Source organism: Bacillus mobilis (genome assembly GCF_001884045.1).
GTDB lineage: Bacteria > Bacillota > Bacilli > Bacillales > Bacillaceae_G > Bacillus_A > Bacillus_A mobilis.
Genome location: NZ_MACF01000046.1, coordinates 47159 through 72079, shown reverse-complemented (window position 1 = coordinate 72079; position 24921 = coordinate 47159). Strand labels below are relative to the sequence as shown.

Genomic DNA, 24921 nt, shown 5'->3' with positions numbered 1-24921 from the left:
ATTCCTACTGCTTACTTTGTTTCACGGTGTAACGTAGACTTCTTGTCACGCTTGCAATACTTTTTAAGCTCGATACGCTCAGCGTTGTTACGTTTGTTTTTCTTTGAGATATAGTTACGATCTCCGCATTCTGTACATGCTAGAGTAATATTCACACGCATTCTTATTTCCCTCCAGTACTAATAACTTAAATCAGACTATACTATAATACCACTTTTAAAATAAAAATTCTACACCTTTTGATATTGTCTAATTTTTTCTATAAGATTTTTCATGTTTTCCCTTGCTATTACTGGGTTTCTAGCATGCGAATACACTAAAAATTTCGGTTGTTTTGTGTCGGAAACGATATAAGACCACTCTTTTTCGGTATATTTGAACTGTACTCCTTCAAATATACCTTCTTCTTTTCTTTCCATATCAGCTAATAATTTCCTCATTACTTTCCCTTTTTCATTCCATGAACATACAACTTCATCACACAGTAAGTAAAGTGGGGGCGATTGTTCTACTATGCTGAGAAATGTTTTTCCCTGCAATGCTATTAGCTCAAATAATTTTCCTATTCGATATAAAATATCTCTCTTCCATCTCGCTTGAAATGACTTCTTTTCATCCTGCGTATAAAATAGAAGGTAACATTCTCCTAATTTCAAAGACATTGGGTAAATATTTCCTGCTGATTCAAGCAATAAATCTGGAATATCTACCTCCTCAAAATCTGTACCTTGGTAAATATTACTATGATTATCATATAACTCGAAATAATTTCCTTGCTCCGAAAACATAAGTGCCATATTTGCTTTACTTGATTTCATCAAGGCTTTCACATGATCCTTTTGTTCACCTGCATAAATCCATGTAACTGTGCATCCGAGCCTTTGCAAAAAGAGCATAATTAAATGTTGTAACATATCATTTCTTTTATTAATAAGAAGATGAAACTTCTGTTTTTGTATTTTTTCAATATCAATGCGTTCTAATACAGCCTCTATATAATCATGTAAAGAAACGTGGACTAGCTTATTCCGTCCCATTTCCTTCTCACATACGTAATAAAACGACTCAGACATATATACTTGTTCTATCGCTTTTTGCTGCTTATACGTTAATTGTACCCCATCCTTACCATACAACTTTATTACAACCTCTTTTTCATTTTCCACTTGAATGAAAACCCCACCTGCACATTGCAAATCCTGAATACTATACTGAAAAAGCGACTCGTTCATTTCTTTGCATTCCATCGTATGAACCCCGATACCATGAATCGCATGAAGAAAGAGATTTTTATAAGAAGTCGTTTCTATATGTTCTTGACTACCGATTAATATACTTTCTCCTTTAGCAAAAAGAGATCCATACGCCATCGCAACCTTCACAATAAATTGAGGAGTGATCTCAACATTACCTCTTCCTACAATGCGGCTTTTTTGCAACCACCCTGCACTTTTTTCACTTTCTTGAACACCAGCCGACCCTACTACCGAATAGCTGTCAATCGCCTTATATGGCCATAGTTTCCCCTTTTGCTTAATTACCGTACTTTTCCCTATATGACAATGATCCGCTACAATGCTTTTTTGAAACAGTGTAACGTCATCTTCCACCATTGTATGCTCTCCTATTGTCGTTTCTAATAGCTCGCAATACTGCCCAATGTGCGCATTTGCAAAAACAATACTTTTTTGCAGATGAGAATAACTTGAAACAATACTATTTTTCCCGATAATAGAGTACGGCTCAATTACAGCTCCAGCACCAATCTTTGCTCCTTCTCCAATAAAAGAAGGGCCGTGAATTTTCGTTCCTTTTCCAATCGCCACACCTTCTCCCATCCATACCATCGGCAATACTTCCGTATAAGGAATAGGTACTTGCAATTTTTTCGTTAACAAATCAAATTGTGCTTGGCGATATTGATCAAATGTACCGATATCTAACCAATAGCCTTCTGACAAATATGCAAATAATGCGTTCTTATTTGCCAATAATGGAAACACATCTTGACTGAAATCAAAAAATTCTTGGGGCGGTATGTAAGAAAAAATTTCTGGCTCCATAATATATATACCTGTATTCACAATATTAGAGACTACTTCATTCCAGCTCGGTTTTTCTATATATCGTGTAACCTCTTGTTCTTTGTTCATTACAACTAAACCGAATGAGAGTGGATTTTCTACTTCCTTTACAAACATAGTTACCATTCTTTTCTTTTGCTCATGAAACGTAATTCCTTCTGATAATTGAAAATCAGTTAACGCATCCCCACTTATCACAACAAACGTTTCATCTAAAAATGTTTCCGCTTGTTTAATACTCCCTGCGGTTCCAAGCGGCGGAGAGTCTTCAAAGTAGTACAAATTGACGCCCCATTTGCTACCGTCACCAAAATATTGCTTAATGGCTGTGCTCATATACTGAACAGTAATTGCAATTTCACGAATACCATGCTGACGTAATAATTCAATATTGTATTCCAAAACTGGCTTTTCTAATAATGGCAACATCGGCTTTGGAGTATTACATGTTAATGGTCTAAGGCGTCGTCCTTTTCCTCCAGCTAAAATAACCCCCTTCATATACTTCAGCCTCCACTTATATAATGTTCAGTAACTTCATATACGATATGTATATTATCTACCCCGCATTAACTAGCAGTATAAAATGAAACTTTAATTAGTAGGGATTTTGCTGCATCTCCCACTGATTATTAACCCTGACCACTCAGGCTTTTACAGGCAGTAAAACTCCCTATATACATGTACCTTTTAAACACCCAGTAAGAAAGCGCTTACTATTAATTAGGTAAAATATTACTTATGAAATGAATAACATATATGTCCTATTTTTTCCATTATATTATGATACATCTTATCATCATAAACTAAAGGAAACAACGAGCTTTTTTTGTCATGTTTTGACTAAAAAAAGCAGGTGATGTTTCACCTGCTTTTTTTCTTTATTCATTTAATAAGTAATGCTTTCCTTTTACTAAATAAAAAACATTTTCAGCAATATTTGTAATATGATCTGCTACACGCTCGATATATCTCGCCACAAAGGATAATTGTGTGATTTGTGTAATCGCTTCTGGTTGTTCTGGAACTGAAGATATAAATTCACGAATCGCTTTCCCATATATTTCATCAACTGAATCATCCATTTCAGCAATTTGTTTCGCAAAAGTTAAATTTTCTTGCTCATATGCTTCCAATGCTAACTGTAACATCTTATCTGCAATTGCAAACATTTCATCAAGATTGTGCAAACTAACAACCACTTCTTTTTCCCCAAGACGAATTGTTGATTTCGCAATATTAACGGCATGATCTGCAATACGCTCTAAATCTGTCGCTGTTTTAATTGAAATGAAAATCCTTCTTAAATCACTTGCTACAGGTTGCTGCTTCGTAATAAGCATAAGCGCAAGATCATTTATTTCCTCTTCTAAATTATCCATACGATAATCACCATCTATTACCTCTAACGCTTTCTCTACATCCCTTTTATGAAGACCTTCCATAGCAAGCAATAAAGCCTCCCTCGCTAGCTCTCCAAGCTCAATCACCTTTTGCTGTAACGTTTTTAAATCACACTGAAACTGTTCTCTTACCATCGTTTCTTCCCCCTCAATATTATGTGCCATTATATATATAAATCTCCTATTTTAAGGCCTCTTCTCTCTGTAATCAGCCTTAAAATAGGAGAAGTATTCCTTCTCAGCAAAATAAGAAATACCCTCTGTTAAGAGGGTATTTGCTCTTAGCCTTGCAACGACATCAACCAAATCGGCCTGTAATATAATCTTCTGTACGCTTATCTGAAGGTGTCGTAAATAATTTATTTGTATCTGTATACTCCACAACTTCTCCACTTAAGAAGAAAGCAGTTTTGTCTGAAATACGTGCTGCTTGTTGCATATTATGCGTTACGATAACAATACTAAAGTCTTTCTTTAACTCTTGAATTAATTCTTCTACTTTTAATGTTGAAATTGGATCTAGTGCCGATGTTGGCTCATCCATTAAAATAACGTCTGGTTCAATTGCTAAACAACGTGCGATACATAGACGCTGTTGCTGTCCACCAGATAAACCGTATGCATTATCATGCAAACGATCTTTTAACTCATCCCAAATCGCTGCTCCACGTAAACTTTTTTCAACAATCTCATCCAATGTTTTCTTATCACGAATACCATGAATTTTCGGTCCATATGCTACATTTTCATAAATAGATTTTGGAAATGGATTTGGCTTTTGGAACACCATTCCCACATGAGTTCTTAATTCTTCAACTGGGTATGATTTATCAAATATATTGCGTTCTCTATATTCAATTACACCTGTAGTTCGCACGATCGGTACTAACTCTACCATACGATTTAATGTTTTTAAGTACGTTGATTTACCACAACCACTTGGCCCGATAATTGCTGTAACTTCATTCTCATGAATGCTTAAGTTAATATCTTTTAAAGCGTGGTCTTCTCCGTACCATAAATTTAAGTTTTTCGTATCAAATACTACTTTCTTTGGTGCAGTCTCGATTTTCTCCTCGTTTTTCACCTGTACATTTACTACTGTTGCTACCATTTGAATTCCCCTTTCATCCATTTCCAACTTATTTTCGATTTCGTAACCATAAGACAAATATATTGATAAAGAGCAACAAACCTAATAAAACAATCATTCCAGCAGCTGCTACATACTGAAATTCTTCTTGCGGCCTACTCATCCAATTAAAAATTTGAATTGGTAAAACTGTAAATCTATCAAACATACTAAATGGAACATAATTTGCAAATGCAAGTGCCCCGATAACTAATAACGGTGCCGCTTCTCCAATCGCTCTTGATATCGCTAACGTACAACCCGTTATAATTCCTGGGAAAGCATATGGCAATACAATTTGATACATCGTTTGCCACTTCGTAGCACCTAATCCGTAAGAAGCTTCTAATAATGAACTTGGCACAGATCGTATCGCTTCTTGACTCGCTACAACAACTGTCGGTAAAACGAGTAAACTCATCGTCAGTGCCGCCGCAATAATACTCTCACCTAAATGAAGAGCATATACAAAAATAGTTAAGCCGAGTAATCCAAATACAACGGAAGGTACTCCTGCTAACGTTTGATTATTAATTTCTATTACCTTTTTAAATATAGATTCCTTCGCATATTGCTCTAAATAAAGAGCAGTTCCGACTCCAAATATAAAGGAGACTGGTATAACAATACTCATAAATAATATTGTTCCTGACAAAGCTGCAGCAATCCCAGCTTCTTTCGGATTACGCGAAGCGAAGTTTATAAAGAAATCTAACGAAAGGTAACTTATACCTTTTTCAAAAATTTGAAAAAGTAAAATAAGCAGTATTACTATTGAAAATAAAATTGCCATATAAAATATCAATTTGTAAACTCGGTCTTTTAAAAAGCGTGATGCCATATTCTCTTGTATTTTTTTATGATTCAACATTCGCATATTATGTCACCCTCCTAAAGCGGCGCATAATAGACTGCGAAATGATGTTCATTATAAAAGTAAATAAGAATAAAGTTGCGCCTACAGCATACATGCTGTAATAAGTAATTGTTCCATGTGGAGCATCCCCTAAACTCACTTGCACAATATAGGCTGTTAGCGTTTGAATAGAGTGTGTCGGATCGAGTGATACATTCGGTGTGGATCCCGCTGCAATTACAACGATCATCGTTTCACCAATTGCTCTGGAAGCAGCTAATATGATCGCTGCCATAATCCCTGTAAAAGCCGAAGGAAACACGACTTGTTTTACCATCTCAAACCGAGTTGCTCCAAGTGCTAACGAAGCTTCTTTCGTTCCTTTCGCTACAGCTCTCATCGCGTCTTCAGATAGAGACGCAATTGTAGGTATCATCATAAAGCCAATAACAATACCTGGACTGATCGCATTAAAAAACTGTAAATCTGGTATAATCCGTTGTAAAAGCGGTGTGACAACTGTTAATGCAAAAAAACCATATACAATTGTCGGAATACCTGCTAATAGTTCTAACATCGGTTTTAATACTTTCCTTGCACCGTTTGAAGCATATTCACTTAAAAATACGGCACACGCTAAGCCGATAGGAATTGCTACGAGCATGGCAATTGCTGTTACAAGGAACGTTCCACATATAAGTGGTAATATACCGAATTTAGGATCTTCAAAAAAAGGTAACCATTCTTTTCCCATCAAAAAGGAGAGTAATGGTATTTTTTGAAAAAACATCAATGTTTCATTTGCCAATGTAAAAATAATTCCTAGTGTCGTCACAATAGACACGCTAGCAATTATTTTTAGTAATAATGGAACGATTCGATTGATTCGCTGCGTTTTTTTTATTTGTTTTGTATTTCTTTCAATCAAATGTTGTACAGAAAATGTAATTTGACTTTTGTCATTATGAGCCAAAGATGAAAACCCCTTTCCACCCTGACATTACCTTTTTATTTCTGTTAACATCCGCAGCTGTTCATTGTATTTTTCTTTTGGTAATTTTACATATCCAACCTCTTCAGCAAGATTACCTACATGCTGAATCATAAACTCAATATAATTTGCTACATTCATTTTATTTCGGATAGATGCATCATTCACATAAGCAAATAGCGGCCTAGATAATGGCTTATACTTACCTGATTGAATGGTATCTTTCGTCGGAAGTACACCATTCACTTTTATTGCTCTCACCTTATCTCGATTGGCCATATAATAAGCATATCCTACAAAAGCAATGGCATTTTTATCATTCATTACCCCTTGCATAATAACTTGATCATCTTCAGACAAAGAGACTTTTTTTACAATGCGACTATTTTGTAAGATGACATTTTGAAAATAATCAAACGTACCAGAGTCTACACCTGGCGCATAAAACTTCACCTGTTCACGTGGCCATGATGAATGAATTTGTGACCATCGCTTTTCGCTTCCATCTTCACTCCATAATAGACGTAACTCGTCTACCGTCATATTGTCTACCCAAGTATTTTGGCGACTCACAACGATCGTAAGGCCATCGTAAGCGACTTCAAACGGTGTAAACTGAATGGAGTTTTTCTTCATTTCATTTTCTTCCACTTGTTTCATTGATCTCGAAGCATTATTTATATCTACTTCTCCTTTACTGAAACGATTAAATCCTCCTCCTGTTCCAGAAACACTGATGGAAATTTTCACGTTTGGATGCACCTTTGTATATTCCTCCGCTACCGCTTCTATAATAGGAAAAACTGTTGAGGATCCATCAACTCTCACTTCTCCCATTTCATTCACAGCAAATGCAGTAGACGTGCCAACATAAAGGAAACATGTCGACAGTATGAAAACTTTAATCGATGCACTTATCCATTTCACGTGTTCTTCCTCCTAGAAGTAACCGGAAATAACAGGATTACAGATATAAGAATACTGCTAAACTATTAATTCGGTTTTAATTGTTTGTAAAAGTTTTGTAAAGTTCCACAAGAATCAACATTAAGTAAAAATTTAATCCGTAGCCATTGTTCATCTTCACTGATGATTGGTCCATAAAACCGTTATCCTCCAGAAAGATGTACAAGTATCAATTATGAGGCCCTTGATTTTCCGATATGATATGCTTGTCCACTTTATTAAAACGTATGCGTGAACCATAAAAAAAAGCACACTATCTTTTCAGATAGTGTGCTTTTTTACAACTTTTTTATTCATCATCTTGCTTTTTATTTTTATTTTTCTTATCTATTTCCTCTTGTGTAGCTTCGCCATTTTCTACTTTTTTCAAATCAAAGTACGCGTCCATAATGTCACGACTAATATAACCGTTAATACCTGATTTATCATCTACCCAAGGTACAACAACAGAAAATGCTACTTCAGGGTCTTCAAGTGGCGCATAACCTACTAACGTTAAGTTATATGTCTCTTTACGTTCATTTTTTGCATTTCTACCAATCTCTTTATCTCCGCCATACACAGTTTGAGCTGTACCTGTTTTACCAGCAGCTTTATATGGTGCACCTGCAAAGTATTTCGCAGCTGTACCACCAGAATCGTTAAATACTTGTCTAAATCCTTCCTGAACACGTTTAATTTGTGATTCAGGCATATCAATACGGTTTAGTACTTTCGGTTCCATTGAATGAACAACTTTTCCAACTTCGTCTGGTTTCGCTGCCGGTTGACGAATTTCCTTTACAACTTGCGGCTGCATACGGTAACCACCATTTGCAATTGTTGAAACATATTGTGCTAATTGAAGTGGTGTATACGTATCATACTGTCCAATTGATAAATCTAATAGGAAACCTGGCTGAGTTCCTTTACCTGTTTGACCCGCTGATTCATTCGGTAAATCAATACCTGTTTTCACACCAAGTCCAAACTGTCCAAAATAATAACGCATCGTATCAAATGCTTTTTGTGGTATATCTAACGTACCACCTCTCACATATTGAACACCTGCGATATTCATCGCTGTTTTAAACATATATACGTTAGAAGACATTTTTAATGCTGTCAGATCATTAATATATCCCATCGTCTTCCAAGAAGATTTTTTCGGCGTCCCTTTCAACACGATTGGTTCATCGAGCTGAACTGAACCTGGTTGAATCGCATTTGTTTGATAGCCTGTAAGTACTGTCGCACCTTTTACAGTTGATCCCATCGGATAAGAGCTTGTCATCGTTCCTAATGCGAAATCTTGCACTTTCGTTTCGCCATTTTCTTCCACTAACTGTTTCCCTGCCATAGATAAAACTTCACCATTTTTTGGATTCATCATTACAACGAATGCACGATCTAAAAGAGGTTGTCCCCCTTTATATCTCAATAAATTTTTAGTGATAATTTCTTCTACACGCTTTTGTAATTCCATATCAATTGTTAAATTCAGATTATTACCACTTTGCCCTTTTGATACATTAATCGTTTCTAAAATATTACCGTTTTTATCTGTAATATTTTTCACTTCCGCTTTATTACCGTGCAAGCTATCTTCATATTGCTGCTCAAGATAACTTTTCCCTACGCGGTCATTTCGATTATAATCACGAACAAGATAGTAATCTAGTCTTTCTCTAGGTAAGCCTTCATCAGATGTTGACACCCCGCCAAGTACACTTCGGAATAAATCATCATAAACATATTTTCGATCCCAATCAACATTCGTATCTACACCCGGTAATGCTGCTAGGTTTTCACTAATAATCGCATATTCTACTTCTGTAGCATCCTTTTTAATGACTTGAGGTGTCATTGCATATCCGCCGTCCATTTTGCTTTTAATCGCTAGTACTTCTAAATCTTTTGCGGATAATTGATTCACTTCTTCTTCTGTCACGCGACTTCGTTGACGCTCATCTACTTCTTTATCGTCAATTTTTTTATCTTTTAACTCTTGACGATCTTTATTTGTAATTTTTTCTTTCGCTTCCTCTTTATGCATAGCAAGCCAATAATCTTTTTTATCGCGATCTGTTAATTTATCTGTCGGTACTTCAATCAAATCTGCTAGCTTTTTCGCTGTCTCTAAGCGAGCCTCTGCAGTTGATCCTTTCATTTTTGTAAATGTAATCGTACGTACAGCTGCATTATCTACTACAGCTCGTCCATAACGGTCAAATATTTTCCCACGTGGTACAGGATTGCTTATCGTCGAGTTCTCTTTCCTCTCCACTTCATTCTTATATTCCTCACCGCGAACAATTTGTACATATCCAAGCCTTACAATAACCGCGGAGAACAATAAAAACACGCAGAAAAACAGCACGTTTAACCGAAAAGGAACGTGAGTCTTTTTCTTTTGTTGTTTCTGCTTCTTGCTCATACAAACCCCCTCTACCAACAGCTATGTAATGTGAAAGGGACACCTTCATACAGGTGTCCTCACTGCTGTCTTACATCTTTTTCTATTCTAGCATAAAACAACCGAGAAGTTAACCTTCTGGTTCTGTTTGGTTCTGCGCAGTCGCTTGCGTTACAACACTTGTTTTACTCGCATTTCCCTCATCATATTTGACATTTTTAACTGCAAAATAGATAAGAAAATGTCCTGCACCTAAAATACATAATAAGTAAGGTAAACTTTTTTCAGGCGGAAAGAATAGTACAGCACATAAAAAACTTAAAATCGAGCAAATTCTTCCTGCATTTAACCATAATTCCCGGACAACTACATACTCTACACGCCACTCTCTCGCATTTTTCGCTCTGCCAATTACATCATATGTCATGGACCCGTACGGAACGAGCAAAATAGGGTATGCAATCGCAATACACGCTGCATAAATAAGTAATTTTGCGTATGTAACATTGAATATAACTAAAAATACGACAGCATATAAAATAATGCCTCCAAGCAAAATTGCTTTTTTTCGCCATTCTTTCTTTAACATACGAGTAACTAAATAGTAACACACAAATGATACAGCCGAATTTACTAAGCTATACTTCCCTAATGCGAGCTCGCTATCAGTTGCTAAATACACGTACACGGAAATCACAAAAATAAATGTTCCCTCTCTCAGCCCTTGGAAAAAATGAGCACGTGTAATTCTTCCCCAATTTTTATCAATCTGCCGCTCTTTCAATACTTGTACAATTTCATACCGTCCTTCGCATTCTCTCTTAGATACAAAAAAGCTTAAAATGACAGCAATTGCAAATAACAGTAACGAAAGAAAGAATATGACCGTATAGCCACTCCATTTTTCCATACGTGAAATTGTGTATCCAGCTGCTATTGGTCCAATCATGCCAGAGAAGGATGTAAGAAGTCCAAGAAACCCATTAAAGAAATCTCTTGTTTCTGGTTCTGTAATCTCGAATGTTAATAAATTAAACGCGAGCCAGTAAAAACCATAACCGACCCCTAAAAGAGCCCCCATTAATAAAATATAGTGAGAAGCGCTTTTTCCCGCTACTAAAACAACGATAAAAAAAATTGCTAACGTGCCTACTCCTATTCGTAACAAGATTGAGCGATCAATACGTTTCGCTAATTTCCCACCTATAAGAAATGTGAGAGGCTGTAATACAACGCTGGCCAAATTATACAAGCCAAGATTCACATAATTTTGTGTTTGTTTCCATAAATAAATGTTAACAAACGTATTCGATAAAGAAATTGCGAGCGTGTATAAACCTCCAATAAGGAGCAATAACACTAAATCCCGATTCACTTCAACGTCACCAATTATATGTTTCAACTTCATACACAACTCTCCTTTACTTCATGTTCTAGTCTTCCAAAGACAAGCCCAATTATGTAAAAGGAAAGCATAGAAAAAAGCTAGGAGCATTCTCCTAGCTTTTTTCTATCGTTATTACAATTATTTAGCTTCTTGGTAACGTTTTTCAGCAGCGTTCCAATCTACAACGTTCCAGAATGCACCGATGTAGTCTGGACGACGGTTTTGGTAATTTAGGTAGTAAGCATGTTCCCAAACATCTAAACCAACAACTGGAGTTTTACCTTCAGTTAGAGGAGAATCTTGGTTTGGCGTGCTTGTTACTTCTAACTCACCATTGTTTACTACTAACCAAGCCCAGCCAGAACCGAAACGAGTTGCGCCAGCTTTTGCGAATTCTTCTTTGAATGCATCGAAGCTACCGAATTTCGCTTCAATTGCAGTTGCAAGTTCGCCTACTGGTTGTCCGCCGCCGTTTGGAGATAAGATTGTCCAGAAGAATGTATGGTTAGCATGTCCGCCACCATTGTTACGTACTGCTGTACGGATTGCTTCTGGTACTTCGTTTAAGTTTGCAACTAATTCTTCTACGCTTTTGTCAGCTAATTCTGCATGACCTTCTAAAGCAGCGTTTAAGTTTGTAATGTACGTGTTATGGTGTTTTGTATGATGGATGTTCATTGTTTCTTTGTCAAAGTGAGGCTCTAAAGCATCATACGCATAAGGTAAATTTGGTAATTCGTGTTTTGCCATTGTTATATTCCTCCCAGTTTATGTATTGCCACTTAAGTGACATACAACTTCATTCTACCCTAATTGCCATAGGGTGCAAACAAATAAATCACATTGTCTTGCTATCATTAACGTAGCAAAATTCCCACTTCTTTTCAATTAAAATGCTCATATATTCCGTAAAAAAAGCTCCCTTCTACAAGGAAGCTTCCTACTGACGTAATAAACATGTGAAATGGATATGGACCCTGTAGGACTCGAACCTACGACCGGACGGTTATGAGCCGTCTGCTCTAACCAGCTGAGCTAAGGGTCCACAATTATGTATGTAACAACATATCAAATAAAGGAATTCCTATTGGATATATCCTTTAAGAAATGTAAGATAAATTTACCATACGAAAAAGAAAAGTGTCAATTGTATTTTTCTCATTTAAAAGAAGAAAATTAATAAAAAGAAATTTAGTTATCTCCACTATATGTAAATATAATATATCTTGAGATTCTCTAGATTCCTACGTTACAATGATTTTATACATACACAAAGGAAGTGAATCTATGTCCATATTTACCCAATTAGCAAAAAGCGTATATTCGCCTAAAGATATGGCGCTATTCCGTTTTCAAAAAATCGGAAAAACCATTTTGTATATTATGCTACTTTGTCTAATCACTACTATTCCAAGAACATTCTTTTACGGTAGCTTTATCCAAGATAGTGTTACTATGGTAAATCAAGCAATTGAAAAAGATTTACCTGATTTTAAAATCGAAAACGGTGAACTAAAAGCGGATATTGAACAACCTATTCAAAAGGAAGAGGGAGATGCTCTTTTCGTATTTGATCCCAATACAACAGATATAGAACAATATCAAAACAAAACTGGTTTATTTATTTTAAAAGATAAAGTAGTTTCTATAGGAAATGGTCAGCAACAAACATACTCCTATAATGATTTATTAGGGACATCTCTTGAGAAGAAAGATTTGCAAGATTTTATTTCTGTATTCGATAGTATTTATCCAATTTTACTAGCCGTTATCGGCGTGTTAGTATACCTATTCCAATTGTTTATTACTTTCTTAGGAATTACTTTACTTGCGTTTATAGGTTCTGCTATGAGTGGTCAACGTAAATTATCTTATAAGCAAGTATGGACGTTAACTGCATACAGCTACACAATTCCAACAATCTTCTTTATGATTATGGATTTATTCAAAATTGTTGTACCTGGTTCAACATTCATTTATATCGCAGTTGTTTTAATTGTTCTATACTTAACGATTAAAGAAGTTCCAAAACCGAACGAAAAAAATGCCTAAATAGGCATTTTTTTTTTTGGACAAGCATATATTCCTAGCAAAGGAGTGAAGAATATGAAGAGATTAGGTATATTCTTATTCGTGCTTGTTCTTGGTTATATATTTTATTACGATATAAAAATCGGCACTTTACCGATGTTAAGTTCATATAAAAAAACAAATGCGGCCCAAACGATAAAACAAGAAAATACAGATACAAAACAAAATAAAGAGAACAAAACAGAAAAAGAAGCAGATGTCACTTATAAAACAATAGAAGTCAAAACAGGTGATACGGTTCTTTCCATTACAGAAGCGATTAATAAGAAGAAAATTCCTTCTATCGAAAAAGTAATTGATGATTTTAAACAATTAAATAAAAATACATCTGCTACAAAAATACAAATTGGAAAGTCTTATAAATTCCCGTTATATCAATAAGCAATCACTTAATCCTTGTCAATTACATAAAGGCGCTGATACAATAGTAAAAGTGAAACCGAGCACTTCGGTTTCTATAGCCCTGTATCACGTATACTATCATTGATATGAGGGACTAAATAAGAAACTTCTTTTATAAGGAGAGCGATCTATTCGTGAATGAAATGACTCATCGTACAAAAACACGTCCAGTTAAAGTCGGTAATTTAACAATTGGCGGTAATAATGAATTAATTATACAAAGTATGACAACAACAAAAACACATGATGTTGAAGCAACAGTTGCTGAAATTAAACGTTTAGAAGAAGCTGGCTGTCAAGTCGTTCGTGTTGCTGTTCCAGACGAACGCGCAGCAAATGCTATTGCTGATATTAAAAAACAAATCAACATTCCACTTGTTGCTGATATTCATTTTGATTATCGCCTTGCTTTAAAAGCAATTGAAGGTGGCATTGATAAAGTACGTATCAATCCAGGTAACATTGGTCGTCGCCATAAAGTAGAAGCTGTTGTAAATGCAGCAAAAGAACGCGGTATTCCAATCCGTATCGGTGTAAACGCAGGTTCATTAGAGCGTCACATTTTAGAAAAGTACGGATACCCAACTGCAGATGGTATGGTCGAGAGTGCCCTACATCACATTAAAATTTTAGAGGACTTAGATTTCCACGATATTATCGTATCTATGAAAGCCTCTGATGTTAATTTAGCAATTGAAGCATACGAAAAAGCTGCACGCGCTTTTGACTATCCATTACATTTAGGTATTACAGAATCTGGAACATTATTTGCCGGAACTGTAAAAAGTGCCGCTGGTCTTGGAGCAATCTTAAATAAAGGCATCGGAAATACACTACGTATTTCATTAAGTGCTGACCCAGTTGAAGAAGTAAAAGTTGCACGTGAACTATTAAAGTCATTCGGCCTTGCATCTAATGCAGCAACACTTATTTCTTGTCCAACTTGCGGTCGTATTGAAATTGACTTAATTAGCATCGCTAACGAGGTAGAAGAATACATCTCTACACTAAAAGTACCAATTAAAGTTGCAGTACTTGGCTGCGCTGTAAACGGTCCTGGTGAAGCTCGTGAAGCTGATATCGGTATTGCCGGTGCACGTGGAGAAGGATTATTATTCCGTAAAGGGCAAGTTGTTCGTAAAGTACCAGAAGAAATCATGGTAGAAGAACTGAAAAAAGAAATCGACGTAATCGCTGCTGAAATGGCTGCTGAACGAGAAAAAGAAAAAGAAACACAAGAACAATAAAAAGAAGGTTGCCACAATATTTGTGAGCAACCTTCCTTTCTACGTAAAAAGCTCGTCAGTTATATAACTGACGAGCTTTTACTTTGCACATTTTGGACAACGGCCGTATATTTCAAACTTATGACCGGTTACTTCATAACCGTTAAAATCTTTATTCATAAAATCCATCGGGCAGGAAGTAATCTCTTTCGTCCCCCCGCAATCTAAACAAATAAAATGGTGATGATGTTCCATAATAGAACATGTAAATCGAAAATGTTTTTCACCATTTAATTCCGTTTGTTCCAGAACACCAATTTCAGCAAACACCGTTAAGTTACGATAAATCGTATCAAAGCTAAGACCTGGATAATCATCCTTCATATGCTCTAAAACGTCTTTCGCCGTTAAATAACGATTGTGAGCTGCAAATAACCTGAGCATTTCTTCCCTTTTCCCAGTATGTTTGTATCCTTTATCTTTCATTAGGCGTAAAGCTTCTGTTAGATTCATATCTATCCCTACTTTATGCAGTTTTTTTCTTTTTCCATAAAATCGCACCAATTAAAATAAGAACTGCTATCATAACAATTGTACCACCTGGCGCTAGATCAAGTTGATATGAAGCAAACATTCCACCAATTACTGCAATTTCACCAAATAAAATGGAAAAGAAAATTGTTTGTTTAAATCCATTCGCGATACGAATACTTGCTGCAACTGGTAAAGTCATTAATGATGATACGAGCAGAACCCCTACTACACGCATTGATACTGCAATGACAAGAGCAACCAATATAATGAAAATAAAGTGAATCCACTTTGCACTCAAACCAGTTGATACAGCGTATTCCTCATCAAACGATAGTAAAAATAACTCTTTGTATAATAAAGTAATCGTTGCAATAACAACAATTGCTACAATGCCAATAATGATTAAATCTGTACTTGTTACAGCACTTACACTCCCAAACAAATAACTAAATAAATCAGTGTTAAATCCGTTTGCAAGTGATATAAAAATAACCCCAATCCCCATTCCTGCTGAAAGAATAATCGGAATTGCTAATTCTTGATAATGTTTATATACAGTACGTAATTTTTCAATTAGTAACGCCCCACCAATAGAAAAAACCATTCCCATATATAAAGGATTTAAAAATCCTCCTGTAAAAATTGTTTTTTCTAGTAGTAAACTTGCAGCAATACCTGATAATGTCACGTGACTTAATGCATCCGCAATAAGCGACATACGGCGAATGACAACAAACACACCGATAAGCGGTGCAACAAGTCCTATTAAAATTCCTGCATATAAAGAGTTACGTAAAAAGTCATATTGTAAAAAATCTTGTATCATTATATCCTCCCGTGATGCTCATGCTCGTGTTCTAAACGATGAACATGATGTCCATATAAGACCGACATTTCCGCATCTTCTAACTCTCGGAACTTCTCTACATTTCCATGGAAATGTAGATGTTGGTTTAAGCATGCAACATGTGTTACCTTTTCCGTAACTGCTCCCATATCATGAGTAACGAGAATTAATGTGATTCCTAACCTTTTGTTTAAATCCTCTAATATCTCATAAAAACTTTCTACATTCTTCACATCGATTCCAACAGTGGGCTCGTCCAAAATAAGTAATTCAGGATCACTAACGAGCGCACGAGCAATAAATACACGCTGTTGTTGTCCACCAGAAAGTTCTCCGATATTGCGCCCTTGAAACTCACTCATCCCTACATCAGCAATCGCTTTTTCTACCTTTTCCTTATCGTTTTTCGTAAAAAAGCGAAACAGCCCTTTTTTCGAAACGAGTCCCATTGATACAACTTCAAAAACAGTTGCCGGAAAACCAGAATTAAAGCTATTTGCTTTTTGCGACACATAACCAACTTTGTTCCATTCTTTAAACTTCTTACTATCAACACCAAACAAACGAATACTTCCCTGCTTTGGCTTTAAAACGCCTAATAAACATTTTAGCAAAGTTGATTTCCCAGAACCATTTGGCCCAACTAAACCTAAAAAAGCTCCCTTCGGAACTTGCAAATTAATATCTTCTAACACATTTCGATCTTCATATCGAAATGACAATCCTTCTATTTCTAATATATTATTCATAGCATCTCACCTATTTTAATTCAGAATGATTCCGATTTATATCTATTTGAATTATAGTACAGCTTATTATAGTTGTAAACCAATCTGCCTAAAATATATCATTTTTTTCAAGAAACCTTACTATTATAACAAAAAGCAGAGAAAAATTCTCTGCTTTCGAAAAATATCCCTATAAAACGTAACCTTAATCAGATGAGGCCATCCCCTACTGATTATTTTTCCTCAAGATACATGTTTTAGTGAATAGCTGATTTAAACTTACCACCATTTGTCTCTTGCGTACTCATAATCGTAACAAACGCATTCGCATCAATTTCATACACAATTGATTTTAACTTTGTCACTTCCAGACGCGTTACAACTGCATAAATAACTTCTTTTTCTTTATCTGTGTAACCGCCTTTCGCTACAAGCTTTGTAGTTCCACGACCAAGACGATGCAAAATCGCATTTGATACTTCTTCATATTGATCTGATACAATTAAAACGGCTTTCGTTTCATCTAAACCTTGAATGACTGTATCAATTGTTTTGAAGGCAATATAGTACGCCATAACAGAATACATAGCTTGTTCAACACCAAATACAAATGCCGCCCATGCAAAAATAAATAAGTTCACAAACATTACAAATTCACCAACAGAGAAAGGTAATTTCTTCGTTAATAAAATACCCATAATTTCTGTTCCGTCCATTGATCCACCATGACGAATAACGAGTCCTACACCAAGACCTAAAATAAGACCACCAAACACTGTCGCTAAAATTGGCTCTGTTGTAAATGGCGGAACAGCATGTAACGTTGATTCAATAAATGCTAAAGCTACAATACCGAACGCCGAAGATAGCATGAACGTTTTTCCGATTTGCTTATAGCCTGAATACATAAATGGGATATTGAGAATAACGACTAAAGTAGAGAAACTTAACCACCAAATATTAGGAGTAAGATAATCTAATATAAGAGAAATACCAATAATTCCACCATCAATAATTTTATTTGGCATTAAAAATAGTTCAATCGCTACCGCTGCGCATGCCGCCCCAAAAATAATCATAACTAAACGATAAATAAGATGGATAACACTTTCTTTTCGATGTTGCTTCTGCTCCATAAATCCTCCCCATACTCTTTTTCTATAGTTTTGTCCTTATATTATAACATACGCTTCTTTTTCTCATGAAAAAAGAAACTCTATACGAATATGTACAAGCTACGTACTCATATATTTCGATAGAAGAACGTGTGAAGGAGGATAACTCGATGAACCTCATTAAACAACTCGTAAATAAAAAATTAAATCATATTTCTACAAAAGAGTTATTGAAATATAGCAAAGAATATGAAGTCTCTATTACGACTGCCCAAGCCGATCAAATTGTTTTACTTATGAAAGGAAAGAATATTAACATTTACGATAATGACGAACGGCTAGCGCTCTTAAAACAAATAGCAAAAGTAACCTCCCCTGCTACTGCCCAACAAGTAAATACTTTATTTCAGCAACTACTAAAATAAGGAGGGGAAAATCCCCTCCTTATTGCTTATTGCGCTTTAATTTTCTCAAGAATTCCTTCATCAAAAGTACCATTTTTCAGCATTTCGATTTCTAATTTATATGGCGGCTTCTTATCTTTTTTATCTTCACCTACATATGGCGTTTCAAGAATTTTTGGTACGTGCATTAACTGCGGATGATGCACAATATGATGTAACGCTTTATAACCGATATGACCGAAGCCGATATTTTCATGACGGTCCTTTCCTGCGCCGCGTACATTTTTACTATCATTAATATGAAGTACCTGCAAACGATCAATACCAACAATCTTATCAAATTCGTTTAATACGCCGTCAAAATCATTTACAATATCATATCCTGCATCGTGCGTATGACACGTATCAAAGCATACTGATAATTTCTCATTATATTTTACACCATCAATAATCTTTGCAATTTCTTCAAAGCTACGACCGCATTCCGTTCCTTTTCCTGCCATCGTTTCTAACGCAATGTTAACCGTCTGTTCTGGCGTTAACACTTCATTAAGCCCTTTAATAATTTGTTGAATACCAGCATCCGCTCCTGCCCCAACGTGCGCACCTGGGTGAAGAACGATTTGTTTCGCCACACCTAATGCCGATGTTCTTTCAATTTCCATGCGAAGGAAGTCTACACCTAATTGGAATGTTTCTGGCTTCGTCGTATTCCCAACATTAATAATATATGGCGCATGTACGATAATGTCCTCAATACCGTTTAGTTCCATATGTTTTCTTCCTGCTTCTATATTCAATTCTTCAATTGGTTTTCTTCGTGTATTTTGCGGCGCACCTGTATAAATCATAAACGTCGTTGCACCGTATGAAACAGCCTCTTCACTTGCTGCTAATAACATTTTCTTACCACTCATGGAAACATGAGATCCAATTTTTAACATACAATCACCTCTTCAATATACAATAGATATAATGATAGCATAATTTGTAGAAATATGTAGTGAATTGTTTGTTCCTAAAACACTACGCAAATTGTAACTGGCTACACCGAAACTTTAATCAGTGTTTTTTCCATTCCCCACTGATTATTATCCCGCAAATAGCCAGATAAAAAAAGATAAGGGGGTTCCCCTTATCTTTTTTTATTGCTATATTTTTTCTTCACTTTGTCACGTTCTGTTGCAAGTTTACGTTTATAGTTTGGTTTTACTTTTTTCGGCTTTTTAATAACTTTTGTTGCCATAACGTCAAGTTCATCATTTGGTTTCTTACGGCTCTTACGACGACGACGTTCACCTAAATCCGCCCACTCATCTCCACGTAAATCTACATGCTTGAATTCAATATGACGTTGTTTTTCTAAACTATCTAACGCTTCTTCGTTTGCTGGATCATAAATCGTCACTGCAATACCTGAATGCCCTGCACGTGCTGTTCTTCCAACGCGGTGAACGAAGAAATCTAAGTCTGATGGAAGTTCGTAGTTAATAACATGACTAATTCCTTCAATATCAATACCACGTGCTGCTAAATCCGTTGCAACAATATATTGGAATTCAAGGTCACGAATTTGTTTCATCATTTTTTTACGATCACGCGGTGATAAATCTCCGTGAATTCGTCCAACTTTTAAGCCACGTTCCATTAATCCGTCAGCAACCTGATCCGCCATCTTCTTCGTATTCGTGAAAACAACTGCTAAATATGGTTTAAATTGTAGCAACATTTTGTTCACTAAATCGATTTTATTACGATGTTTAGAAGGTACTAAATAATGTTCAATATTCCCAGCCGCAACTTGTTTTGGATTGATATGAATATGCTCTGGATTCTCCATATATTTCTTCAGAAACGGTTTTAGTTTTTGAGGAATTGTTGCAGAGAAAACTAGCATTTGCAAGTTTCTAGGCATGCGTGCTGCAATTTTGTCTACATCATGAATGAATCCCATATCAAGCATTAAGTCTGCTTCATCGACAATAATCGTATTTGCTTTATGAACAAATAGCGCTTGCTCTTCTACTAAATCTTTAATACGTCCTGGTGTTCCAACTACAACATGAGGTTGCTTTTTCAACTTTTCAATTGATCGTTGTTTATCAGTTCCACCAATTAAACAACGTGCTGTAATCATTTGATCTTCCGCACAAAACTTTGTTAATTTCACGATTTCTTCGTAAATTTGTTGTGCTAACTCACGAGTAGGCGCTGTAATAACAAGTTGTACTTCTTCACGACTTGCATTAATTCTGTTCAATGTAGGAAGTAAGTATGCATGTGTTTTCCCAGAACCTGTTTGGGATTGTCCAATTACACTTACACCTTTTTTCACAACCGGGAAAATTTTCTTTTGAATTCCTGTCGGCTCTGTAAAGCGTAGTTCACGAACTGCATCTATTAAAAATGGTTTAAAATCATACTGTGTAAAAGTTTGTTGTGTCATAAGTTACACCTTCTTTCTAAATTTCTACTGCGCGCACAAATCAGTCAAGTCTACATTATATCGAAATCTACAAGTAAAATCCATCTTTAGTTTAGGTTTTTCCTTCAAAAACTAACCTTCTTCCCTCTTATTGCATATTGTATGTGTATATACCTAACTGAAGAAAGGAGGATTTCTCACATGTTTCCAAAATCTCCTACAAGGCAAATGTATCCGAATCCAGGACAGCAACCTTATACACCATATCCAATTCCACAACTACCACCGATGGCACAAAAAAAGAAAGGGTTCCTTGCTAAACTCTTTAAAAAAAATGATCCCACCGAGCCTTTCATGCAAATGGTTCCACCTTATCGACAAATGGAAGGACCGCCGCCAATGATGCACCAGCACCAGCGCCAGCAACCGCCGCCCCAATATCAACAACAATACCAATACCAACAACAATACCCGCAGCAATACTCACAACAATATCAACCATACATGCAGCCGCATCCAGAGCAAATGATTCCCCCTCAAATGTATGAATCAAATGAAACGCGCGGCGGTGCAGCAACTACAGCAGCATCCAGTAGCGGCATCGGCAGTTTTTTTGCGAATTTAATTTCGAATCCAACTAATATGATAAACAATATTGAAAAAGTTTCCCAAGTCGTTCAATCTGTAAGCCCTGTCGTCGAACAGTACGGTCCTATTATGCGTAACTTACCAAGCATTGTTAAAATCCTCACCTCTGGAAAAAGTACGGAAGAAGATTCAACTGAAGATCAAGCTGAAGACATAGCAGAAAAGGTTGAGGTAGCAACTCCGCCTCCTCCACAAAAAAAAAGAAAAAGAAAAAAAATAGTGATTGAGCCTGTCATAGAAAAAGAATTACGAGAGGAGCCTGTTCAAAAAATAGCAACAAAACCAAAACTATATGTGTAACAATCCTTTGTTTTCTATCCACTCCTCCTTTATAATGTAAAAGACTATGCACAAAAGTATCCCTTGTTTAGAAGGAGAGGATTACTCATATGAAAATTGTTAAAATTTCCCCTCGTGGTTATTGCTACGGTGTTGTGGACGCGATGGTTATTGCACGTAACGCCGCATTAGATACATCATTACCAAGACCTATTTATATTTTAGGTATGATTGTTCACAACAAACATGTAACAGATGCGTTCGAAGAAGATGGCATTATTACATTAGACGGTCCAAGTCGATTAGAAATTTTAGATAAAATCGAATCTGGTACTGTTATTTTCACTGCACACGGTGTTTCTCCAGAAGTTAAACAACGTGCAAAAGAAAAAGGTTTAACGACAATCGATGCCACTTGTCCAGATGTTACAAAAACACATGACCTTATCGAAGCAAAGAAAGCTGAAGGTTACCATGTCATTTATATCGGCAAAAAAAATCATCCAGAACCAGAAGGCGCAGTTGGTATCGCACCTGATATCGTTCATCTTATTGAAAGAGCTGATGATTTAAAAACATTAGAAATTCCAACGGATAAAATTTTAGTTACGAACCAAACGACAATGAGCCAATGGGATGTTCAGCATTTAATGGAGGACATTCAGAAGAAATTCCCAACAGCAGAATTCCATAAGGAAATTTGTTTAGCAACTCAAGTTCGCCAAGAAGCGGTCGCTAAACAAGCTGATGTTGCAGATTTAACAATTGTTGTCGGTGATCCAAAAAGTAACAACTCAAACCGTTTAGCACAAGTATCACAAGAAATTGCTGGTACGAAAGCATACCGCGTTGCAGACGTAAGTGAGATTAAATTAGAGTGGCTACAAGGTGTAGAAAATGTAGCTGTTACAGCAGGTGCTTCTACTCCAACTCCAATTACGAAAGAAGTTATCGCTTTCTTAGATCAATATGATCCAATGAATCCCGCTACGTGGGAGAGAGTTCGAAAAGTACCGTTACAAAAAATATTACCTCGTGTAAAAGTGAAAAAAGAACAATAATAAAAACCGTTGCCTATATGAGCAACGGTTTTTATTTTTCTTATACAAATGTAAATGGATCTGTATGTAATTGCGAAGCATGAATGTGTACATTGAGTTTCTTTGCATCCACTTTTTCTTGTAATTGCTTTTGCACACCTTGCTTCATTACTTTTTCAACGTTATGTCCTGGGTCAACTATATTTAAACCGAGCATCATCGCATCATGAGCAACATGATAATACATGTCACCTGTTACATATACATCCGCTCCCTTAAATTTAGCTTGATTGATGTATTTATTACCATCACCACCAAGTACAGCTACTTTGCGCACTTTATCATCTAATTTCCCAACAACTCGTGCACCCTTTACATCTAATGATTTCTTTACATGTTCTGCAAACTGTCCAAGTGTCATTTCTTCTTGTAAGTATCCTATTTTCCCAAGCCCTAATGTTTCACCTTTGTTATCAAGTGGATACACATCATACGCTACTTCTTCATATGGATGTGCCGTTACCATTGCTTTAATCACTTTTCGCTGTAGTGAAGCTGGAATAATCGTTTCAATTCGCACTTCTTCTACGCGCTCTAACTGTCCAGTTTCCCCGATATAAGGATTTGTCCCCTCTTGAGGTACAAACGTACCTGTACCCTCGCCACTGAACGTACAGTGGCTATAATTGCCGATATAACCAGCTCCTGCGTCTCCTAATGCTTTTCGTACTTCTTCTGCATGAGTTACTGGCACAAACACAACAACTTTTTTCATTTCTTCTGCATATGTCGGTGCCAGAACTTCTGTATTTTGCAATCCTAACGCCTCAGCAAGTAAATCATTTACCCCGCCCTTAGCAACATCCACATTTGTATGTGCTGCATAAATGGCGATATCATTTTTAATACACGTTTCAATAATTCTTCCGTACGCTTTATCTGTATGAATTGCTTTTAACGGATTAAAAATTAAAGGGTGATGCGCAATAATGACATTCGCTCCTAATTGAATTGCTTCCTCCACAACTTCTTCCGTTACATCTAACGCAATCAATACGTGCTGTACAGGTTTATTAAGCGCTCCAATCTGCAGGCCAATCTTATCTCCTTCCATTGCCAAATGCTTCGGATACATACTTTCAAATAAAGAAATAATTTCATGGCCGTTTGGAATTTTACTCATGATAAAACCTCCCCTATCATTTTCATTTTCGCTTCTACTTCCGCACGCTTCGCTTTTGTTTCTTCAGAATCAGCCGCACGTTCTAACTGTTTTAAAATATTTTGGAAGTTTTTCAATTCTCCTTCCCATTTCTCAACGAAAGCTTCACCCTTTTCTTTTATTAAAAATGGCCCCATAAACAATTCAGCTTGCTTATTTTCAGAGTAAGGCATCGCAATGTTTCCACGCTCTCCTACTAAAATCTCGTAAATTTTCCCATCTTCTTTTACGATTTTTTCATGGATAAGTTCCCACCCATTTTCAATAAACCATTCACGAATGTGATGCGCTGCAATATTCGGCTGCAAAATTAAACGCGTTACACCTTCTAATTTTTCTTTACCACTTTCTAAAATGTCACGAATTAACGCTCCGCCCATTCCAGCAACCGTAATTACATCTACTTCTCCTGGCGCGATAACAGCTAATCCATTCCCTTTACGTACATCCACTTTATCTTGTAAGCCACTTTCAGCTACAGTTGCTTGTGCAGAGCGAAATGGTCCATCTACAACCTCTCCTGCAACTGCTTTTGTAGCAATGTTATTTATAATTGTATAACACGGTAAATACGCATGATCCGATCCAATATCAGCAACTGTAGATCCTACTGGTATTTCACGCACAACTTCTTCTAATCGTTTTGAAAGCTTTACTTCATTCATGTATTTCCATTACTCCTTCTCTTGTCAGTCTGTCTCCATGATAATGAATTTATAGTAGTTGTTGCAAGCCCATAACAACAA

Annotated in this window: 24 protein-coding genes and 1 tRNA gene; 6 read left to right on the top strand and 19 right to left on the bottom strand. The window is 36.2% G+C overall.

Annotated elements, in window-relative coordinates; translation table 11 throughout:
* Positions 1–11: 11 nt before the first annotated feature.
* The 11 genes from rpmG to BAQ44_RS05310 all read right to left on the bottom strand — a co-directional run bounded on the left by rpmG (position 12) and on the right by BAQ44_RS05310 (position 12259).
* A complete protein-coding gene (gene rpmG, locus BAQ44_RS05360) occupies positions 12–161 on the bottom strand; it encodes a 50S ribosomal protein L33 (protein ID WP_001265616.1) in 150 nt (49 codons plus the stop codon).
* 69 nt (positions 162–230) lie between these two features.
* The gene (locus BAQ44_RS05355; RefSeq protein WP_063260801.1) at positions 231–2585 is read right to left on the bottom strand and encodes a sugar phosphate nucleotidyltransferase; all 2355 of its coding nucleotides are present in this window, start codon (positions 2583–2585) and stop codon (positions 231–233) included.
* A 380-nt stretch (positions 2586–2965) separates the two neighbouring features.
* Positions 2966–3622 (bottom strand): phosphate signaling complex protein PhoU, encoded by a 657-nt coding sequence (gene phoU, locus BAQ44_RS05350; RefSeq protein ID WP_033656402.1) that lies wholly within the window; start codon positions 3620–3622, stop codon positions 2966–2968.
* 163 nt (positions 3623–3785) lie between these two features.
* Positions 3786–4601: a phosphate ABC transporter ATP-binding protein gene (gene pstB, locus BAQ44_RS05345; RefSeq protein WP_000226681.1), complete on the bottom strand. Its 816-nt coding sequence runs from the start codon at positions 4599–4601 to the stop codon at positions 3786–3788.
* 28 nt (positions 4602–4629) lie between these two features.
* Positions 4630–5496: a phosphate ABC transporter permease PstA gene (gene pstA, locus BAQ44_RS05340; protein ID WP_071721130.1), complete on the bottom strand. Its 867-nt coding sequence runs from the start codon at positions 5494–5496 to the stop codon at positions 4630–4632.
* Between the two features lies 1 nt (position 5497).
* Positions 5498–6448: a phosphate ABC transporter permease subunit PstC gene (gene pstC, locus BAQ44_RS05335; RefSeq protein WP_071721128.1), complete on the bottom strand. Its 951-nt coding sequence runs from the start codon at positions 6446–6448 to the stop codon at positions 5498–5500.
* A 27-nt stretch (positions 6449–6475) separates the two neighbouring features.
* On the bottom strand, positions 6476–7393 hold the full coding sequence (phoX, locus tag BAQ44_RS05330) for a phosphate ABC transporter substrate-binding protein PhoX (RefSeq protein WP_071721126.1): 918 nt from the start codon (positions 7391–7393) through the stop codon (positions 6476–6478).
* A gap of 328 nt (positions 7394–7721) precedes the next feature.
* Positions 7722–9848, bottom strand: coding sequence for a peptidoglycan D,D-transpeptidase FtsI family protein (locus tag BAQ44_RS05325; RefSeq protein WP_071721124.1), 2127 nt, complete (start codon positions 9846–9848; stop codon positions 7722–7724).
* Between the two features lie 109 nt (positions 9849–9957).
* Positions 9958–11235, bottom strand: a complete 1278-nt coding sequence (locus BAQ44_RS05320) for an MFS transporter (protein ID WP_061677338.1) — start codon at positions 11233–11235, stop codon at positions 9958–9960.
* Between the two features lie 117 nt (positions 11236–11352).
* Positions 11353–11964 carry a superoxide dismutase [Mn] gene (gene sodA, locus BAQ44_RS05315; RefSeq protein WP_001052034.1) on the bottom strand — a complete coding sequence of 204 codons (612 nt, stop codon included), beginning with the start codon at positions 11962–11964 and terminating at the stop codon, positions 11353–11355.
* Between the two features lie 221 nt (positions 11965–12185).
* Positions 12186–12259, bottom strand: a tRNA-Ile gene (locus BAQ44_RS05310).
* A gap of 242 nt (positions 12260–12501) precedes the next feature.
* Between BAQ44_RS05310 and BAQ44_RS05305 the strand changes: the two genes are divergently transcribed.
* The 3 genes from BAQ44_RS05305 (at position 12502) to ispG (ending at position 14954) form a co-directional block, all read left to right on the top strand.
* On the top strand, positions 12502–13266 hold the full coding sequence (locus BAQ44_RS05305; RefSeq protein ID WP_061677337.1) for a DUF1189 domain-containing protein: 765 nt from the start codon (positions 12502–12504) through the stop codon (positions 13264–13266).
* 54 nt (positions 13267–13320) lie between these two features.
* Positions 13321–13686: a protein YqfZ gene (locus tag BAQ44_RS05300; RefSeq protein ID WP_063260797.1), complete on the top strand. Its 366-nt coding sequence runs from the start codon at positions 13321–13323 to the stop codon at positions 13684–13686.
* A gap of 164 nt (positions 13687–13850) precedes the next feature.
* Complete coding sequence (ispG, locus tag BAQ44_RS05295) at positions 13851–14954, top strand: flavodoxin-dependent (E)-4-hydroxy-3-methylbut-2-enyl-diphosphate synthase (protein WP_075308387.1); 1104 nt, start codon at positions 13851–13853, stop codon at positions 14952–14954.
* Between the two features lie 78 nt (positions 14955–15032).
* On the opposite strand, the gene BAQ44_RS05290 is transcribed toward ispG, so the two are convergent.
* The 4 genes from BAQ44_RS05290 to BAQ44_RS05275 form a co-directional block, all read right to left on the bottom strand.
* Complete coding sequence (locus tag BAQ44_RS05290; protein WP_001054512.1) at positions 15033–15446, bottom strand: Fur family transcriptional regulator; 414 nt, start codon at positions 15444–15446, stop codon at positions 15033–15035.
* A 13-nt stretch (positions 15447–15459) separates the two neighbouring features.
* Positions 15460–16293 (bottom strand): metal ABC transporter permease, encoded by an 834-nt coding sequence (locus BAQ44_RS05285; RefSeq protein ID WP_061677330.1) that lies wholly within the window; start codon positions 16291–16293, stop codon positions 15460–15462.
* Positions 16293–17063 carry a metal ABC transporter ATP-binding protein gene (locus BAQ44_RS05280; protein WP_001059649.1) on the bottom strand — a complete coding sequence of 257 codons (771 nt, stop codon included), beginning with the start codon at positions 17061–17063 and terminating at the stop codon, positions 16293–16295. Before BAQ44_RS05280 ends, BAQ44_RS05285 begins: the two co-directional genes overlap by 1 nt.
* A gap of 236 nt (positions 17064–17299) precedes the next feature.
* Positions 17300–18178 carry a YitT family protein gene (locus tag BAQ44_RS05275; RefSeq protein WP_061677326.1) on the bottom strand — a complete coding sequence of 293 codons (879 nt, stop codon included), beginning with the start codon at positions 18176–18178 and terminating at the stop codon, positions 17300–17302.
* 149 nt (positions 18179–18327) lie between these two features.
* Here BAQ44_RS05275 and BAQ44_RS05270 point away from each other — a divergent pair, with 149 nt between their 5' ends.
* On the top strand, positions 18328–18582 hold the full coding sequence (locus BAQ44_RS05270) for a DUF2624 domain-containing protein (RefSeq protein WP_061677324.1): 255 nt from the start codon (positions 18328–18330) through the stop codon (positions 18580–18582).
* A 26-nt stretch (positions 18583–18608) separates the two neighbouring features.
* On the opposite strand, the gene BAQ44_RS05265 is transcribed toward BAQ44_RS05270, so the two are convergent.
* Complete coding sequence (locus BAQ44_RS05265) at positions 18609–19505, bottom strand: deoxyribonuclease IV (protein WP_061677322.1); 897 nt, start codon at positions 19503–19505, stop codon at positions 18609–18611.
* Between the two features lie 191 nt (positions 19506–19696).
* Positions 19697–21007 (bottom strand): DEAD/DEAH box helicase, encoded by a 1311-nt coding sequence (locus tag BAQ44_RS05260; RefSeq protein ID WP_061677320.1) that lies wholly within the window; start codon positions 21005–21007, stop codon positions 19697–19699.
* Positions 21008–21187: 180 nt separating this feature from the next.
* Between BAQ44_RS05260 and vrrA the strand changes: the two genes are divergently transcribed.
* Both vrrA and BAQ44_RS05250 read left to right on the top strand, forming a co-directional pair.
* On the top strand, positions 21188–21934 hold the full coding sequence (vrrA, locus tag BAQ44_RS05255) for a VrrA/YqfQ family protein (protein WP_061677318.1): 747 nt from the start codon (positions 21188–21190) through the stop codon (positions 21932–21934).
* 89 nt (positions 21935–22023) lie between these two features.
* Positions 22024–22974: a 4-hydroxy-3-methylbut-2-enyl diphosphate reductase gene (locus BAQ44_RS05250; RefSeq protein ID WP_000706674.1), complete on the top strand. Its 951-nt coding sequence runs from the start codon at positions 22024–22026 to the stop codon at positions 22972–22974.
* A gap of 40 nt (positions 22975–23014) precedes the next feature.
* On the opposite strand, the gene BAQ44_RS05245 is transcribed toward BAQ44_RS05250, so the two are convergent.
* Both BAQ44_RS05245 and BAQ44_RS05240 read right to left on the bottom strand, forming a co-directional pair.
* Positions 23015–24136: a Nif3-like dinuclear metal center hexameric protein gene (locus tag BAQ44_RS05245; protein ID WP_071721122.1), complete on the bottom strand. Its 1122-nt coding sequence runs from the start codon at positions 24134–24136 to the stop codon at positions 23015–23017.
* A complete protein-coding gene (locus BAQ44_RS05240) occupies positions 24133–24840 on the bottom strand; it encodes a tRNA (adenine(22)-N(1))-methyltransferase (RefSeq protein WP_061677313.1) in 708 nt (235 codons plus the stop codon). Before BAQ44_RS05240 ends, BAQ44_RS05245 begins: the two co-directional genes overlap by 4 nt.
* Positions 24841–24921: the final 81 nt, after the last annotated feature.